Here is a 16,636-nt window from a genome sequence, read left to right as displayed (position 1 = left end):
TCGGATCTATTATTCTGTCTAGGATGTACCTACTCCTCACGGATGGAAGAGTCAACCCTTTTATTCCGAGAGACCCTGAAGGAGGTTCGGAGTCCTCATGACAAGATGACAATCTTAAAATCGTGTCACGCTGGAAAAGTGAAACTCCGGCAACGACAAGGCTGGAACCAGCATCTTCCCGGTTTCCGAATTGACCGCCTCCATCGGGGCAGTCCACCCGCTAAGGTGCTGAAATGCCCGAAGCGGACTCTCATGAAAGCGGAAATTCTTTACCGCGGAGAGAATTTCCCCTTTTTCGACGAGAAACGTCCCGTCCCTAGTCATCCCCGTCAGGGTGAGATCCCGAGGATTCACGGGGCGGATGTACCACAAGTTCGTCACCAGAATCGCGCGTTCCGTGTCCTTGATGAGCTCCTGAATCGGCTGTGCGGGGAGACCGTCGATCGACAGGGCCGGAGCCTCCAGCGTCGGGATGCTCTCCACTCCCTCGGCCTTCGCGGTGAATCGGTCGTACGCCAGTTGCTTGAGGATTCCGTGGTCGATCCACACCGACGACGTACTGGGCAAACCCTCATGGGTGAATCCCTCGCCAAGGAGCTCGGCATGATCCGGCATGTTCCGGAGCGTCAATCGTTCATCGACGATCGCCTGTCCCAACTTGCCGGCAAAGGGGCTTGTCCCTTTCATGTACGACTTGGCGTCCAGCGACCAGATCAGCCATGCCCACAAGCCGGCCACGGCTGCCGGCTCCAGAATCACGGGATACCTCCCCGCCGGCATCTCGCACACGTCTCGACCTCGCTTGGCTTTGGCAATGGCCGCCAAGGTCCGCTCTTGAACTTTCAAATGATCGATCGACCGATGCGCCGCCGCGCTCCATCCGGTGGCATCTCCGACTTGGACCGTGAGACTGAACCGCGCGTCCCCTCGTAACTCATAGCCGAACAACCCATTGCTCGCCGCGATCCCGACCGCAGTCCCGGATGACGCCACGATGCCCGCCCCCATGAGGTTCTCCATCCTGCAGTGACCGATGGCTTCATTCGCATACTCCAGACGTTTGACCGGTCCTGCCGCCACAGTCTCCGATTTCGCGGTTTCTCTGACAGGGAACGGAAACGGACGGGGGGGAGGAAGGTATTCGGGATCGACCGGTGAGACTTGAGCAATCCGCTCGGCACGCGCCAAGGTTTCCTGGATCGCCCCGGCGGTGAAATCCGTCGTGCTGGCGGTACCATGCCGTCCTCCGAAGGCGACCGTGATCGCCAACGTCCCGCGCCTGGTATCGACATTCTGAACCACCTGATTGTTGGCAAATCTGGTCGTTCCGGCATGGTGATCGCGAAGCCTCACGATCGTATGATCAGCGGTGGCGCGGGTCAGCACCAGATCGCTCAAAAAGCGAAATTCCTCGCTACTGGTCATTTTCGGCCAAGTATTGCTCAGGACGGTCATGAGCTTCCTTCTCCCCGGATCACCTGAATGCGGCGAAATCTGGCGGGAGCGGCGGCGTGCGTCATCCAGCCGGACTGGCCCGGCTGGCCCTTGCCGCAGGTAATGAAGCCGTATCGGCGGCGCGACGACCGGTCGGCCACACCGTCACAACTGTTCCAGAATTCCGGCGTGATACCGTGGTAAATCACGTCCCGCAGCATATGGGTGCGCCTGCCGTTTTGAATCAACCAGAACGCGTCACCGCCGAACTGGAAATTATAGCGGCGCTGATCGATGCTGTAGGATCCATGCCCCTCGATATAGATGCCGCGCTTCACGTCGGCGATGAGTTGCTCGCGCGTCGCCTCACCCGGCTCAAGTCCGATGTTGGCAATCCGTACCATGGGAATGTTTCCCCATCCGTCCGCCCGATTGGAGCCGCTCGAACGGGATTCGCCGATCTTGGGCGCCACTTCACGGTTCGTACAGTATCCGACGAAGACTCCGTGACGGACGATGTCCCATTTCTGGCACAAGACTCCGTCATCATCAAAGCCGGTCGCGGCCAGTGTTTCCGGCTCGGTGTTATCGGCCACCAAATTCACATGCCGCGAGCCATAGCGAAAGTTGCCCAGTTTTTCGGGCGTCAGGAAGCTGGTCCCGGCATAATTGGCTTCGTACCCAAGCGCCCGGTCCAATTCACTCGGGTGGCCGCAGGACTCATGGATCGTTAACGACAGATGTTCCGGATCGAGCACCAAGTCATACTGGCCCGCATCAACCGCCGGGGCCTTCACCTTTTCAATCGCCTGGGCAGCAACGCGTGTTGCTTCTCGCAGAAGGTCTGCCTCTTCAATTAATTCATAGCCTCTCCGAAGATGCGGCGTGTTAAAGCTGCGGGAGGCAAACCGGCCTTCATGGAGCGCCGTCGCGGCACAGTCCCCTTGCCCGGCCAGCAAATCAAATTCCAGGTGCGACCCTTCCGTTGACACGAACAATTTTCTGTCCCGGCGTGCCCACAGACTTGCGCTGCTTCGTGCGATACCGGATTGACGGTGCAACGTTTCCATCGTATTCAGCAACAAGTCGGTTTTTTTCTCCAACGGCACATTGAAGGGATCGACGCGATACGGCGTAACGATGCGCTCACGATGAACCGGTTCCGGCGCCAATCGTACTTTTTCCAGGGCCACCGATGCGGACCCTTTGGCGATTTCGACGGCCAGATCAGCAATCCGCGGTACTTCTTCCAGCGACAAGATCGAGCTTGCCGCAAACCCCCAGGCGCCGTGATACAACACGCGCACGCCGAAGCCCATGTCTCTGGCATCCCGAACCGTGGCGATTCGACGATCTTCGCCTTCGATATGTTCCGTGTGGCTGTCCTGAATGCGGATATCGCCGTACTCGGCGCCTGAGGCCGCAATGCGTTTCAGCGCAAGCTCGGCGAATTCGTCCCAGGTCGGAGAGCTCATGGCGATCACTCTCGAAGTGAATAAAGGAATGGGTCAGTATAACAGGTAGGAAGCAAAACGGTGAGAGTATCGGAGTTGAGCGAAGAGACCTATAACAGTCCGGCGATGCCGGTGGGGATCTTCCTTGGATGGGCCACATGCGAGGCGGGCGTGTGGAGCATGGTGGATAGGATGGATCGAGGAAGTACCAGGTGTAAATTGTCAGGAACGAAGCCGAGAGGCTTTGGTTGAGACGCTCCGAGTCACGCTACGGGAAGCACTGGAACTCAATCGTCAGGAGGCGTTAGGGGCTGCCGGTTGAAATTTTGAGGAAGCCTCCATCGCAGTATGAAACGTGAGGAGCTGCTTCGGCATTTACGGCACCATGGATGCGAGTTGTTGCGCGGAGGAGTTACTGTGAATCGAGGATCCGCTGGATGCTACGTTTCAATTCCGGAAGCTTCTTGGACACCACATCCCATACAAGCTGATAATCCACTCCAAAGTAACCGTGGATCAGGCGGTCGCGCATCTGAGCGATCGGACGCCACGCAACCTCGGGATGCGATGCCCGGAACTCATCGGGCAGGTTCTTCACTGCTTCGCCAATAATTTCCAAGCTGCGCACGAACGCACGCCGCAGCGTCTGATCGGCTACAAATCGCTCATAGGTTAGCGTCCGACCCTGATCGAGGAGGTACTCGACTTCCGCGAGAATATGCCGCAGATAGTCACGCGGCTCGAAGGACATCCGTTGCCTCGGCCAAGATGTGTGGCCCGATAAACGGTGAGAGGGACTCCGTGGTGATCACTTCAACCCGGTGTTGCAACGTGTCTTCGAGCAGATCCGCCAGCGCCATGAAGCGATCGAATGTCTTCTCGGTCGGGGTAAACTCGACAAGCACATCCACATCACTATCGGGGCGAGCCTCGTTACGAAGCACGGACCCGAAGAGCGCCAGCCGACGAACACCCAGGCTCCGAATCTCGGACTCAACAGTGTGAAGCCGCCTAATCGCCTCGTCACGGGTAAGGGGAGTTGCGCTCATGTGGAGAATATATATGAAATATCAGAATGATGCGAGATAGAAAGGCAACAACAGCGTTAACCAGGCCATGGAGAAACGATGCTGGTGGGGTAGTTCTTGAGTTTGCCAACTCTCTCTCTCTCTTGATTGCCGAAGGAAGTGCAAGGTCAAGAAATGACCTCTAAATATGTGCTTTCCACCGAAAGACGTTAGCTGCGAGGTCTCTCATTACACTCATTGGCGTCAGCCGCCTGTCTGCAAAAGTCGTTTACGATTCGAGCCAATACTTGCTGTTCTAGAATTGAAGCGCTGATCGGTTCCCATCTGTCTGTTGGAAATCTTGCTTTGTAACGCGTTTGGCTTTGAAGATCCCGACTGTAGATATGGTTGATCTCGATCACGTGAACTACATCATCCCTGCATGCAAGCAATCCTGATGCGAGAGCAGTATCCAACAGCTTTACTAAATCATGGGACTTAGGCACGTGCTCCTCAACAGCACAAATAAATGCTTTCACTGAACACTCTATTGCATGACCGGTAACTTGGAACCAAGGCAACAGGAGAGGAACGTCTCTGGTACGTAGGTACTCGGACGCCAACAGGTACTGCTTTGCAAAATGTGACCAGTGCCGCACCTTTTCAAATCTGGGTACCGGGTTTCCGGGCGAAAAATCGATTGGGCCCCTGTACTCCAGTTGGCCTCGATGTCGCTGGCAGATCGCGCTAAAAATGGCATGATTGTGCTGCCTAACTATGTTTTTAGGCCGATCCGCATAAGATCGTGAGGAAATACGGGTCAGACCCTTTGTTCCTTTCTACCTCCTGCCCTTGAAGGAGTACATTGCCCATTCAACGGACTGCGGATACCACCAGTCATTGATCGTTTCAATTTTGTGCCCCCACGGTGCAGGCGTAGTCTTTCCCGTCGCAGGGTTAAGTGAATCTCGCCTTTCAGGACGTAGAACGCTTCGTCCCAATCGTGACTATGCGGCGGAGGGCCTGTTCCTTCCTCCCCTGCTGCAAGGTGATCCCGTAGCTTTGCGTCGCCGCGTTCGACGCCAACACCGTCACCTGCGTTCCGACTACATTCAATACGGGCTCATGTTGATCGGGGCTCAGGACAAATGGGTGAACGCTCATGATGTCGGTGCCTCCTCGAAGCAACGGTTAGGCCGCTGTGAGCCGGACTTTCCCGACCTTGCCGAGTTTCACATGCTGCTTGGCGTGCCAGAGATCGTGGTTGTACTGCATGGCCAGCCAACTCTCCGGAGAACGGCCAAGCGCCTTGGACAGGCGCAGCGCCATTTCAGGGCTGATACGGCTCGTACCTGTCAGAATGCGATTCAGCGTTGAGGCAGCTACACCGAGCTTCCCGGCCAGATCGCGGCCGCTCAGATTGTTCGGCTCCAGATAAACCTGGATAATGAACTCGCCGGGATGGGGAGGATTGTGCATAGCCATTAGTGGTAGTCCTCATAGTCCAAGACGCCTTTGAGTTTTCCATCTCGATAAGCCTTGAGTCGTTTTTCCGCTTCTTCAGCCCATATTTCATCGAGCTTCTTATCCGGCCCATCCAAGCTCTCTATCATTGCCTCATCTAATAAGTCTTTCGTGCTCATTGTGTTGACCTTCGATTTTCGTGAAGCATAACACTGTTTGGACCGATCCGCAGGAGGGCAGACGCGTGGCCGTCAAGTGCGCAGTGTGGTCACCCCGCAACAGTGACCCCGTTACGCTTCAGCACATCAAGCAGCTTGGGAACATCCGGTGGGCCGGGGGGAATCTCCTTGTCGATGGCCGCAAACATCTGAGCCGCTCGCGCGCCGGCTCCTGTAATCTCGAGCATCTGACCACCACCGGCTCCATAACGAAAGCCGTGCACGGTTCCTCCGGGAACGTGCACGAGAGTCCCCACGGTGCAGGCGTAGGCTTTCCCGTCGCAGAGAAAGTGAATCTCGCCTCTCAGGACGTAGAACGCTTCGTCCCAATCGTGGCGATGCGGCGGAGGACCTGTTCCTTCTTCGCCCTGCTGCAAGGTGATCCCGTAACTTTGCGTCGCCGCGTTCGACGCCAACACCGTCACCTGCGTTCCAACAACATTCAATACGGGCTCATGTTGATCGGGGCTCAGGACAAATGGGTGAATGCTCATGATGTCGGTGCCTCCTCGAAGCAACGGTTAGGCCGCTGTGAGCCGGACTTTTCCGACCTTGCCAAGTTTCACATGCTGCTTGGCGTGCCAGAGATCGTGGTTGTACTGCATGGCCAACCAACTCTCCGGAGAACGGCCAAGCGCCCTTGGACAGGCGTAGCGCCATTTCAGGGCTGATACGGCTCGTACCTGTCAGAATGCGATTCAGCGTTGAGGCAGCTACACCGAGCTTCCCAGCCAGTTCGCGGCCGCTCAGATTGTTCGGCTCCAGATAGACCTGGATAATGAACTCCCCGGGATGGGGAGGATTGTGCATAGCCATTAGTGGTAGTCCTCATAATCCAAGCGTAGGCGTGTCCGTCTAGGGATCGGAGCGGGAGTGGACGGTGCAAAGTTACGGCGCGCTCAAGGGCCTCACGCCTCTGCTCGGGCGTCATGTCGCCGCCAGCATGGTCTGGGAAGTTCAAAGGCCATCTGCCTGAATGTGCCGATAGGCAAACATCCCAGGGGCGGTGAACGGTCGAAAAACAGTCCACTCGCCGACTGCCTCAACCGGGAATGGAACTTTACTCAAGCGCTACCTTCTCCATTGCACCATAACGCCGGTGTTGACCCGCGAGTGCCCGACCGCGCGGATCGATTCGCTGAAACCGCTCCAAGGTTCTGAAGTATTCCTCGTCCTTGTGTTTCGGCTCTCCGTGGTACGAGGCCTTCTCCAGCCTTCCGGAAGTACGCCCCATCGCAACGATTCCAACTCCAGACTGATAGAGGAACACCGTGTCACCCTTCGCAAGGCGTTCGATTTTGTACTTCCACGGCGAGAAATACGCTGCGGCCTTTCGATTTTGGAGCATATCTTCGTGATCGGCGGGGTCATTGCTGTAGTTTGTGTTCAGTATGTAGAAGCCAGCGGCAACGTCCTCGTGAGGGTTATCCTGAACGGCGAACCGTCCGATCTCTAGGAGCAGGGATCCGTCGCGATCAGCATATGCGCGGTAGATCCAGGGCCGGACTTCAAGCCCTGACCATTGCCAGTATTGAACTGCCTGGCGCGTGCGAAAATCCAAGCCATTGGTTAGAACGACAAAGACCTGCTTTCGATTGAATTCGGTTTCACTCAGGGTTGTGCCGAACGCTGCTTGATGAGCGTCTGCCAGCGACCGTCCTGTTTCGTCAAATTTTCGGAAGAGCTGGTCGAGTTCACCGTAATCATAGGCGCCGAAGAGTTGGCCATAGCGTAACGCTTGGAGGAGGTTTTCCGATCGTGATTCCCAGACCTTGATCTCGAAGATGTACAGGCGGCCACGCTCGTCTAGCGCCAGCAGGTCAGGCTCTTCCTGCCAATGGCGCGATTGGGCAATCATGAGAAGCTCTTCGTCGGGCAGAAGGCGGTCAAGAGATCGAAAAAGAACGTCTTGGAAGCCGCGTTCGTCCAGTCCAAAGGTTTTGAGGCGCTCCCCACTTACGCGAGTAGCCAAGCTCGACTTCGTGTCGATTCGCAGCAACATTGATCTTTTCCTTTCAGGTCTAACGCTCCCGTTCAGGTTTTAAGCAATCGAGTGCAAGCCCGCTTGCGGTCACCTAGAACGCATGGTTCGGCACCTTTTCTGACGATAGCGAAGCAAAATGAACTACTGCTTTCACACCAAAGACGTACTGCAGCCACGCTCCTCGCGGCAGAGAACCTGTTCCCTCTTCGCCCTGCTGCAAAGTGATCCCGTAGCTTTGCCTCGCTTCGTTCGACGCCAACACCGTCACCTGTGTTTCGACCACATTCAATGCGGGTCCATGCTGATCGGGAACGCCATGACCTCGCTGCCTTCTACAAAGCTGGAGATTGTGTACTATGCTACCTAACGACCCCGTGGGCTTTCGGTTGAGGACTCGCTGTTCATACCCATATCCGACGCAGCGCGTTGTTATAGGGCTGGTCACGGCGACGCCTTTTGCAGCGTGAAGTTGAGGCGGTAAGAGAACAGCGTCACACCGGGCGCACGTGCAACGGCGGTGACGAGATCATCGGTTATCTCCGGCGCGATAATCATCCCGCGGCAGGGTCCATTACCGAGATTGGTGTCGACCCACCCCATGTAATAGAGAAGCTGACCTAACGCTCTATTGCGCCCCCGGGAGAGCTTCAGTTCGACAACAACGAATTTGTTTTCACGATCGACAAACAGAAGGTCAATACGGCCGTCGTCCACGGTAAATTCCACTCCTTCGCTTTCACCGGCGGAGTAGAGACGGAGACCGGGCTCGATGATGTTAGGTGCCCTAGCAAGATAATCGCGAAGATGAGCCTCAAGGGCAAATCTCTCGGTCGCGACTTCACCTCCATCTTCAGACTCAGGAGGTGGTGAACTGGTGCCGTCGCGAAATGCCTCAAATTCTTCCTTAATTTTGACGCATCTGCGTGCTTCCTTCTCACCGCGCAGTGTTAGGCCATATGGCCAGTGCTCTTCCTTGAACGCTTGAAAGAGCTGGTTCCGTACAAGCAAGTCAATCATGAGCCCACGACGGACAGTAGTCCGATACGGGCGGTCCCATGTCGGGTCTAGGTCTTGGATCTGTCGCGATTCGGTCCCGAGTCCATGCTTTTCGGCGAAGGGGTATGCTTCCCGTAAAGGGAAAGCACGTGAGCCCTTCGAGTCATTCGTCTTCATCGGTTTCTCCTTGGCACCGTCCAACAATGTTCAGGCCGATCCGCATAAGAGTGGAACCTGCCCATCGCTGTCCGTATACACAACGACAAGCATGCTTATTGCCGTTTCAACGAGGCGATCAGAGAAAGAGCCTTCAGACACCCTCACTCAGGATTCGTCTTCGGATTGGCTCCCATTCGGCGATCACGGCATCTCTGCTCGAGCCGTGAGATTCCGCGTAGTCGTAACAAATGCCGTGAATCAACTTGATACCAACACCGTGGAGAACCCACTTCGGCTCATCGTTCGGAACAGCACTCAGCGCTTCGGAGATAGCCTGAATACGTTGGGAGACTTCTGCATCGTCCCCCATTAGTGCGACACCGTGCGCCAAATCATTTCTAAGCTTACGCAACAGATGAAGACCTCTCGCTGTTGACTCTCGAACTATGCCAAGCAGCAGCGCGGAGTTGATCGCGCGATAGAAGTCGCTGTGCCCCGATCTTCCGGCTCGCAATCCGTTGAGTGCCTCCTTTCTGATTGAGTGATCGTCCTCGATCAGTTCCGACAGGAGAGCGTGACTAACAGAGGACAGAATGATCACGTTTCCACGCATTGAGTCGGTGTGGAGATTTCGGTCGTAGAAGATTCTAAGACGAACAACCTTTTCGATTAGATCCTGGATATACATAGCCTGTACCGTTTTGCCGAAGACGTCCAGCTTTTTTAGGCGGATCCGCATAAGTGCCCGGTCTGCCATTGCTATCCGTCTAATACGGCGTTACTGTTTGCGAATAATACGCCATGACCGTATCGTTTCAATGCATTGCGGCTGCAGGACCATTTAGTACGGGCCTTTATGCGGATCAAGTGAACAACTAGGCCCCCACGGTGGTGACGTAGACGTTCCCCATCGCAGAGAAAGTGAATCTCGCTTTTCAGAATGTAGAACGCCCCGCCCCAATCGTGGTGATGCGGCGGGGGCCTGTTCCTTCTTCGCCCACCGAGTTAGGGGTCAGAGATCATCATGATGATGCCTTCGTATTTTCTTCTAACTCTTGCAATAGTAGTGGTAGTCGCCAGCGGAGTAATAGCTTATAGAGACCGAAAGCTGCTGCTCCAGTTGGAAGTAGAATTGCAAGAACAAAAATGTAGGCGTTTGCAAGAACTGGATGTAGTGATAGCAGATTGGTTGGGGATGCTAGAGCTGCCACAACTTGCATAAGAAACGAAACGAGTAGAAGTAGTCCCCCGACTGCGTACTGAGCTGATTGAGAAACTATTGCGATCGCATGTTCCTTGTTATAGTCCCAATACGAAGTAGCGAGGACGACCATAGTTTTGTGCCTCAGTAGCGCAGTGCCAGCACAAAAGAAAGCGGCGGCAGCGAACCCAACGGACGCGGCAGCCAATGTATATGCAAGCTGCTCATTCATAAAGATCCCCAACAGTGTTTAGACCGATCTGCCTAGGAGCTGATCTGCGCATTTTTGCCCATGCAATACGCCAGAATAGTTGGCGAACAATACGCCTTACCCGTTAAGCGTTTCAATAAGTTACAAGTACAGGACTATTTAATACGGTTGACGTTCGGAACTAGAGATTGCTGCAACAGGGACGTTGACACGCCTGGATCGATGTGCAGCAATCAACGTGCGGATGGCCAGGCCTCTGGCCGATCTTCAGCAACCGCGAGCAGACAGTTGGTATTTAGCATAAGCGTGAGGTCCATGCGGCCTAATGTGCAGCTTGAAGAACGCTGACACAGCAGGCGAAGCTTAATGGAGGAGCATACCTCTCGAAGCGTTTGTTAGGGGTGGATGTCATGAATAATGAGGTATGCCCATGCTGCTGAGGCAGGCCAGCCGACAAAGGCAGCCATACTCATGCCGAGCTGATCAATTTTGGCATCAAGCAAGCCGAATAAAAGCCCGCCTGCCAAACTACCAGCCGCAAACAATACGATGGGCCAGTACCATGCAACCTGCATGAAGTAGTAAACCAAGAGACCAAGACCTACCAAGCTACCAAGAAGCACCGATGCTTGAAGAGCGAGGAGATAGCCTTGCGATGCACCACGAAAATTCATTGCATGGCGCTGATGAGTGTTAACGAAACCAAAAAAGATGACCCAAGCAGCTATAAGCGAAAGAGGCAATGAATTACCCATGAATGCTCTCGATGAAATTTTCTTGGGCGGCCTGATATTCAGGCGAACGACCGAAGATGGTTACGACTCTGTTTTGTGAAGGGACAGGCAATTTGAATGGGCCGTCCCAGTCGCCCGGCGGCAAGTTAGCCCGGTATCCGCCAGGTGGTTCACTGTCGAAAACAACAAAGCAGTTCTTGCTCATGAAGAAAGAATAGGCCTTGTCTGGATTGGCGTTCACGATTTTCCAAAACTTGAGATTCCCGCCTTTCACCAAGACAAATCGATGCACCTCGAACAAAGATCGAGGCTAGAACAGTCCTGCAATCCCGGTGGCGATTTTTTCTTGGACGATTGGCGTGGCTTCGGGGATATCTAAACTTTTTTGCCGCACGTGGCCGACCATTCGCATCAGTTGCACCTTCGCGCCGCCTGATGACTGACTGCCGGTCGGCCGACCGATCGATTTGCCGATCTTCCGGTCGGTAATTTGGACATCGGCCACGCACAGGTAGGTCACGCCGTCTTCTTTGGGCTGCGCCTGCATACCGGGAAACCCGGCCATGCCACCGAATTCCCCTCTTCCGCCGCTCATGGCCATGGCCTGCCGCATCATGGCGCTCATGTCCGGCATTCCGGCCATACCCATGCCGGACTCGTCACCCATGGAACCAGCCGAGGCCATCACGGTCCCTCCGCTGCTGATACCGGCGCCGGGCCCGGCTTTGGCCACCTGTTCCGGAGACACCCCATCCGCGGCCTGGTGGCAATAGATCACCTTGGCCTGTATCCAGTAGTTCGCCTGTTCCGAATCTTGGACGAGTTGATAGCCCTTGGCGTTCAGCTTCGTATTCACCTCGTTCAACGTCACTTGTTGATTTTCGGACGCGTTCCTAAGTTGGGTATAGACCGTTCGACTGGTGCTGGGGTCCATGAAGATGGTGTTGCTGTTCATGAGGCCGGATCGGATGACGTTGGAACAACCGGTTGTTAGGGTGAGCAACAGCAAGATCGTGAGGGGTAAAGGGTGAGGGGTGAGGCGACGATGCGAAGTCATGACTAGAAATTTCCTGCCACCGCGGCGCTCAGTTTTTGTTGCAGCAGCGGCGTTGCTTCGGCCTCTTTCAATTTCTTTTGATGCACATCAGCGGCCAGCCTCGTCTGGTAGATACCGGGCTCCTGCCCCGTTCCCGTTTTCATCCCGGGGGGAAGCTGTCCGGTCTTTTGTTCGGTGATCTGGACGTCGGCGACGCAGGCATAGTTCACGTCGTCCGGCATTTTGGGAGCCGACGACGAGGAACTGAAGAGATCCCCTAGCCCTTGAATCGCGCTCAACCCCATCGAGGCCGCCGCGCCGCCCATCGCTCCGTACGGTCCCGCCATACTGGCCATGCTGGCGAGGCCTTGCATGGCGCCCAAGGTCGTATTGAACGCCGAGCCGTAGCCACTTGCCACCATCGCCTCCACCGGCATCTCCGGCTTCGTGATGTTGCAGTAGACGATATTTGCCAGCACGACGTAATGCGCGCGGTCCGGATCGTTCACCACCTGATATCCCTTGGCGCTCAGCCGTGCACCCAGATCGTGAAGCGAGACCTCTTGGTTATCAGAGGAATTACGGGCCTGGATGAAGACGGTTTTCTCTGTGCTCGGTGGCAGAAAAAAGTTGTTACTCGAAATGAGATCGGTGTCTATGATGTTGCCGGCGTAGGCGGTGAGAGGGAATGCGATCAGGAGCGATAATGTCAGGTATCGCATAGACACCTCGTGGGAAAACCGCCCGGATTGTACGCAAAGGCAAGTTGGATAGCAACGGCCCAGCAAAGCTGAAAATAGAAGGCTTTCGCTTCGGACAGGCTTGAAGAATCTCATTCCGTGGGCTAGCATGGCGGCCACTTCAGCGGTTTTGACCGTCCCGGCAGGAAGAGTCACGGATGCGATTCCGACGTCTCTTCATCTTCCCAGTTTTAGTCCTAACCGCCGGTTGCGGTGGCGATAAACACCTGCCATCGTCCAATCCGCCGGAGTACGATCCGAAAAAGGTCTATACAACACCAGCTGGATTACCCAGCACGCCAGCTACGGTAAGCAAGCCGACCGAATTCGAACGGCTCAAGGCCCAGCTTGAGTCGCTCGAGGCAGGCCAGAAAGTGAAGGACGAAGGGAAGAAGGTCCCATTCGATCCGAACTCGTTTCAGCTGTTCAAGGGAGCAACCAGCCCCTGTGAGGTCTTGTCCAGACTGGTGCCAGGTCTCGGCAGCACGCAGCTCTTTGCAGGTCAGGAGGGGACGGCGCTCAGGAAAGCCTTGGGCCCGGAGGCCGACGGGATCGCGCGCAGAATGGATGAGCAACTAGCTGAGGGGCTGAGACAGTCGCTTGGCCCAGAGGCAGTGGATTGTCCGATCTCGGTGCGGCCACGCAAGAGCAGCTTCATTGATCGCTCTCCGTCGCCACGTGTCGTGCTCGCACACACCACCTCTGGTCAACCGCTCCTCTTGTCGCAGACCACCATGCCCGACACGTACTGGCGCGACTACGATGTGGACGATCCTCCGATGCGCGTAGAAGAGCCTCCTCGAGGTTGGGTGGGCTACAAGACAGCGGATGCCATGACGCGGATCGGCAAGGAGGACCGACCCACGAAAGGTATTCGAGAACACTATGAGATGGTCATTGCCCCTATGGCGGAGCAATGCCCGCACCTGGAGGGGCCCGATCGAAAGGGAATGGTGGACGGGACGTTTGAATGGTCCTTCCTACTGATGCGGGCGATCACGGGATCAGATGGTAGCACCCAGGCAGTACTCTATCGGCGGCACGTCGTCGCTACACTGATGAAGGGGGAGGTCGATGATGATGCCAAGGTCAAACAGGTGGATTTTGAGGTCACCGTCACGCTCCAGCATATCGGCACCGAGCTTGCGCCCTATTCCCGTTCCTATAGTGATCGTGGCTACTTTACGCTCAATCAGCGAACGGGTCTTCCCGAGGAATTAAGAATCATTACGGTATCGGGTTTTTCTGAAGGGGAGGCTCAGATCAAAGATGCCCAATTGCTCGGAACGTTGACGGCGCTCGTGGCCTTTTTTTCAGGTCAAGTGTATTCCCACGCCAAAGACTACTGGAACCACCCGAATACCTGTGTGGACATTGTGTTCAACCCGGCCACGAAGACGCAGAGATTTGCTCCGAACAGATCGTTCCCAGTGAAGACGGAACTGCGGACCAACAAGGAGCAAGCCAGCGTCCCTGCGAAGTTCAAGGAAGCGAAAGAGCGGCCACGTGAAGGGAATGGCACTGTGACCCCAAGGGAGGAGAAGTCTGAACGCGACCGGCCCGCCACGTTTACCTATCGGACACGGGAGACGCGCATGCGGCACAGTGGATTCAGGGTGAAGGCCATTTCCCGTGCAGGAGTCGCAGAAGCCCAGGATGGAGAATGGGAATTGGCGGACTCAGGCCTGCGGCTCCGGTTTCACAATCGGATTCAGGCTGATCCGCAGTCCCTCAAGGCGAAGGGCGGCTTTGCACAGTTCGATGGCACCGTGCAGTTCGAGATCCTGCTTGAACCGGTCCCGCACGCCGAAGGCATGTTTCGTGGAGAAATCAACCTGGTTCGCCCCATGGTAGTCCGGCATGTGAAATATGGAACGTGCGGATCGGCGTCCCGTACTGAGCACTGGCTTGTGACGGCACATGTCAACCCGAAGAGCGAGTCCATGGATGTTCAGTTTGGGTTCACCACATCGAATGAGCAAGGCTCCTGGACATGCGGAGGAGTTACGGACGCGCTCCACGATGATCTCTTCGGAATTTTGGAATCGGTCAACATGCCGACGAGAACCGGGATAAAGAAGGACTTCAACGCCAGGAATCAGGAGTTTTTGGAATGGCTCAGCATGGAGGTAGTGGAAGGAGTTGGAGAGCAAGCGGGAGAGAGGTGACACCGATGCATGAGCGAGGCCTGCAATTACTGATCGTTCTTGCCACGATGCTGTTCAGTGTCAGTTGCAGTGGCGACAAACACCTGCCTTTGTCGAATCCGCCTGAGTACAATCCCAAGAAAGCTTATTCAACATCAGCTGTGCCACCCAGTGGGCCGGCTATGGCGGTTGCGAAGTCGGTGGAACAGGGCCCACCGCCGATTCAGTTGCCTCCCCTCGAACCGGGACCGAATGAACAGGGCCAGTGGAAGAAGGTGCGGGTTAACCCGGAGTCGCTGCAATTATTCAAAGACGTCAAAGGCCCGTGCGATGCCTTGACGAAAATTGTTCAGGGCCTTGGCAGTACGCAGCTGTTTTTCGGAAAAGATGGAAAGTCGTTCAAGCAATTGCTTGGCCCACAGGCCGAGTCGGTTGCGCAAACATTAGATCAGCAGTTGTTCGACAACTTCAAGGCACAACTCGGTCCGACCGTCGCCGATTGCCCCTCACCAGCGTCCGGACGAAAGAACAGCCTCGGCAAGCCCCATCACGCACCTCGCCGCATCTTAGCCGCAGGGCCATCCGACAGCTCGTTTCAACTTGCGCAGGCCATGGCGCCAGGAGGTGAACGAGAGAGGTATACCATCACGAAGGGCTCAGTGAACATCCCCATTCCTCCCGATGCGGTGGGCAGAAAATCACGGGAATGGAGAATTGAGGAAGGCAACACACAAGAAACGGCCGGCGACCGCAAAGGTTTCTCGCTCATCAACGGCGGCTATGCCAGGAAATGTCCTTCAGCCGACTCCGGTGAGGTAGGAGCCTATGCCGTCGAAGGGGATTATGAATTTACGCTCGTGGTGGACCAGACGATCAACTATTCCAATGGCGTGCGAACGGAGTACAACGCCCGAAGCATTCACGCCACCTTGAAAGGCCGCGTTGGTGATGATGCCATGCTGCAATACGTCGACCTCGATGCGTCGTTGGTGATCGGGCAGGGAGGGACGAATACGCCGACCAGGTTTGCGCATCAGCGGCAGCATGTCCGGTTCGTACCTGATCGTCGGACGGGAGGCATGCCGTCGCAATTTTTAAATTGGTCGGTCTCGGAATGGGATTCTGCGCTGGCAAGTGAAGGCCAAAGTGAAGCGATGAACACATTGCTGTTGGCCGTGACGATATTCTCCGGGCCGTTCTACTTGGCTGCTGAAGGTGAATGGACCACAGCCAACACCTGCGTGGAGATTATCTTCAATCCCCCCACGAAAACCAAGAAGTTCGAGCCGAATGCATCGACGCCCGTCAAGACCGAACTGCGTACGAAAAAAGACCAAGCACTCGTACCAGCGAAATTCAAGGAGGTGAAAGAGCGGCCCAGAGAGGGCAATGGCCGTGTGTCGCCGAGGGAGGAAGGATCGGAGATCAGCAGACCTGCCACGTTCACCTATCGAGCGCCGGGAACGCGGGTCCCACATAGTGGGTTCCGGGTCAAGGCCGTTTCCCGTGCAGGAGTGGCGGAAGAGAAGGATGGAGAATGGGAATTAGCCCCTTCGGCTTATGTCCTTGAATTCAAGTCACACATTGTTCAGGAACCGATGAATTTTATGCATCCTCAATTCGGCATGCAAATGAGTTCCAATGGATTCGATGCCTATGTTGAGGCGACCGTCCCGCTCCGGCGCAGGGAGGATGATGGCCAATGGGTTGGGGAAGGTGTGATGCAGTACAACACTCGCACCACGACTCAACCGGCTCAATGCGAAATCCGCATTCAGGGAACCGGCACGACCACCTTTCATGTGAACGGAGGGTCGATCAGCAGCGACCCTGAGCCGTTTGCCGTGAACT

Annotated in this window: 16 protein-coding genes and 2 pseudogenes; 2 read left to right on the top strand and 16 right to left on the bottom strand. The window is 55.6% G+C overall.

Annotated features, from left to right (window positions below; genetic code table 11):
- Nucleotides 1-114 precede the first annotated feature (114 nt).
- The 16 genes and pseudogenes from A4E19_02410 to A4E19_02335 all read right to left on the bottom strand — a co-directional run bounded on the left by A4E19_02410 (nt 115) and on the right by A4E19_02335 (nt 12,620).
- Nucleotides 115-1,455: a hypothetical protein gene (locus A4E19_02410; GenBank protein ID OQW33723.1), complete on the bottom strand. Its 1,341-nt coding sequence runs from the start codon at nt 1,453-1,455 to the stop codon at nt 115-117.
- Entirely contained in the window at nt 1,452-2,909 is a 1,458-nt protein-coding gene (locus A4E19_02405) for a hypothetical protein (protein OQW33722.1), read from the bottom strand. Before A4E19_02405 ends, A4E19_02410 begins: the two co-directional genes overlap by 4 nt.
- A gap of 391 nt (nt 2,910-3,300) precedes the next feature.
- Complete coding sequence (locus A4E19_02400) at nt 3,301-3,639, bottom strand: hypothetical protein (protein OQW33721.1); 339 nt, start codon at nt 3,637-3,639, stop codon at nt 3,301-3,303.
- On the bottom strand, nt 3,620-3,937 hold the full coding sequence (locus A4E19_02395) for a nucleotidyltransferase (protein OQW33720.1): 318 nt from the start codon (nt 3,935-3,937) through the stop codon (nt 3,620-3,622). Before A4E19_02395 ends, A4E19_02400 begins: the two co-directional genes overlap by 20 nt.
- Nucleotides 3,938-4,870: 933 nt before the next feature.
- Nucleotides 4,871-5,059, bottom strand: a complete 189-nt coding sequence (locus A4E19_02390) for a hypothetical protein (GenBank protein ID OQW33719.1) — start codon at nt 5,057-5,059, stop codon at nt 4,871-4,873.
- 27 nt (nt 5,060-5,086) lie between these two features.
- Nucleotides 5,087-5,380: a transcriptional regulator gene (locus A4E19_02385; GenBank protein ID OQW33718.1), complete on the bottom strand. Its 294-nt coding sequence runs from the start codon at nt 5,378-5,380 to the stop codon at nt 5,087-5,089.
- A gap of 247 nt (nt 5,381-5,627) precedes the next feature.
- Nucleotides 5,628-6,071 carry a cupin gene (locus A4E19_02380; GenBank protein ID OQW33717.1) on the bottom strand — a complete coding sequence of 148 codons (444 nt, stop codon included), beginning with the start codon at nt 6,069-6,071 and terminating at the stop codon, nt 5,628-5,630.
- 27 nt (nt 6,072-6,098) lie between these two features.
- Nucleotides 6,099-6,393: pseudogene (locus A4E19_02375) on the bottom strand (transcriptional regulator).
- Between the two features lie 244 nt (nt 6,394-6,637).
- Nucleotides 6,638-7,579, bottom strand: a complete 942-nt coding sequence (locus A4E19_02370) for a hypothetical protein (GenBank protein ID OQW33716.1) — start codon at nt 7,577-7,579, stop codon at nt 6,638-6,640.
- 423 nt (nt 7,580-8,002) lie between these two features.
- On the bottom strand, nt 8,003-8,734 hold the full coding sequence (locus A4E19_02365) for a hypothetical protein (GenBank protein ID OQW33715.1): 732 nt from the start codon (nt 8,732-8,734) through the stop codon (nt 8,003-8,005).
- 133 nt (nt 8,735-8,867) lie between these two features.
- A complete protein-coding gene (locus A4E19_02360) occupies nt 8,868-9,473 on the bottom strand; it encodes a hypothetical protein (protein OQW33714.1) in 606 nt (201 codons plus the stop codon).
- A 265-nt stretch (nt 9,474-9,738) separates the two neighbouring features.
- Nucleotides 9,739-10,149 (bottom strand): hypothetical protein, encoded by a 411-nt coding sequence (locus A4E19_02355; protein OQW33713.1) that lies wholly within the window; start codon nt 10,147-10,149, stop codon nt 9,739-9,741.
- Nucleotides 10,150-10,523: 374 nt separating this feature from the next.
- Nucleotides 10,524-10,883, bottom strand: coding sequence for a hypothetical protein (locus tag A4E19_02350; protein ID OQW33712.1), 360 nt, complete (start codon nt 10,881-10,883; stop codon nt 10,524-10,526).
- Entirely contained in the window at nt 10,876-11,163 is a 288-nt protein-coding gene (locus A4E19_02345) for a hypothetical protein (protein ID OQW33711.1), read from the bottom strand. The genes A4E19_02350 and A4E19_02345 overlap by 8 nt, the downstream gene beginning before the upstream one ends.
- Nucleotides 11,164-11,172: 9 nt before the next feature.
- Nucleotides 11,173-11,919, bottom strand: a complete 747-nt coding sequence (locus tag A4E19_02340; protein OQW33710.1) for a hypothetical protein — start codon at nt 11,917-11,919, stop codon at nt 11,173-11,175.
- A gap of 2 nt (nt 11,920-11,921) precedes the next feature.
- Complete coding sequence (locus A4E19_02335) at nt 11,922-12,620, bottom strand: hypothetical protein (GenBank protein OQW33709.1); 699 nt, start codon at nt 12,618-12,620, stop codon at nt 11,922-11,924.
- A gap of 176 nt (nt 12,621-12,796) precedes the next feature.
- Here A4E19_02335 and A4E19_02330 point away from each other — a divergent pair, with 176 nt between their 5' ends.
- Entirely contained in the window at nt 12,797-14,806 is a 2,010-nt protein-coding gene (locus A4E19_02330; protein OQW33708.1) for a hypothetical protein, read from the top strand.
- Between the two features lie 5 nt (nt 14,807-14,811).
- Nucleotides 14,812-16,636: pseudogene (locus A4E19_02325) on the top strand (hypothetical protein).

This window comes from Nitrospira sp. SG-bin1, assembly GCA_002083365.1.
Lineage (GTDB): Bacteria > Nitrospirota > Nitrospiria > Nitrospirales > Nitrospiraceae > Nitrospira_D.
The sequence above is the reverse complement of the archived record's forward strand: the minus strand, read 5'-3'. Positions and strand labels throughout refer to the sequence as shown.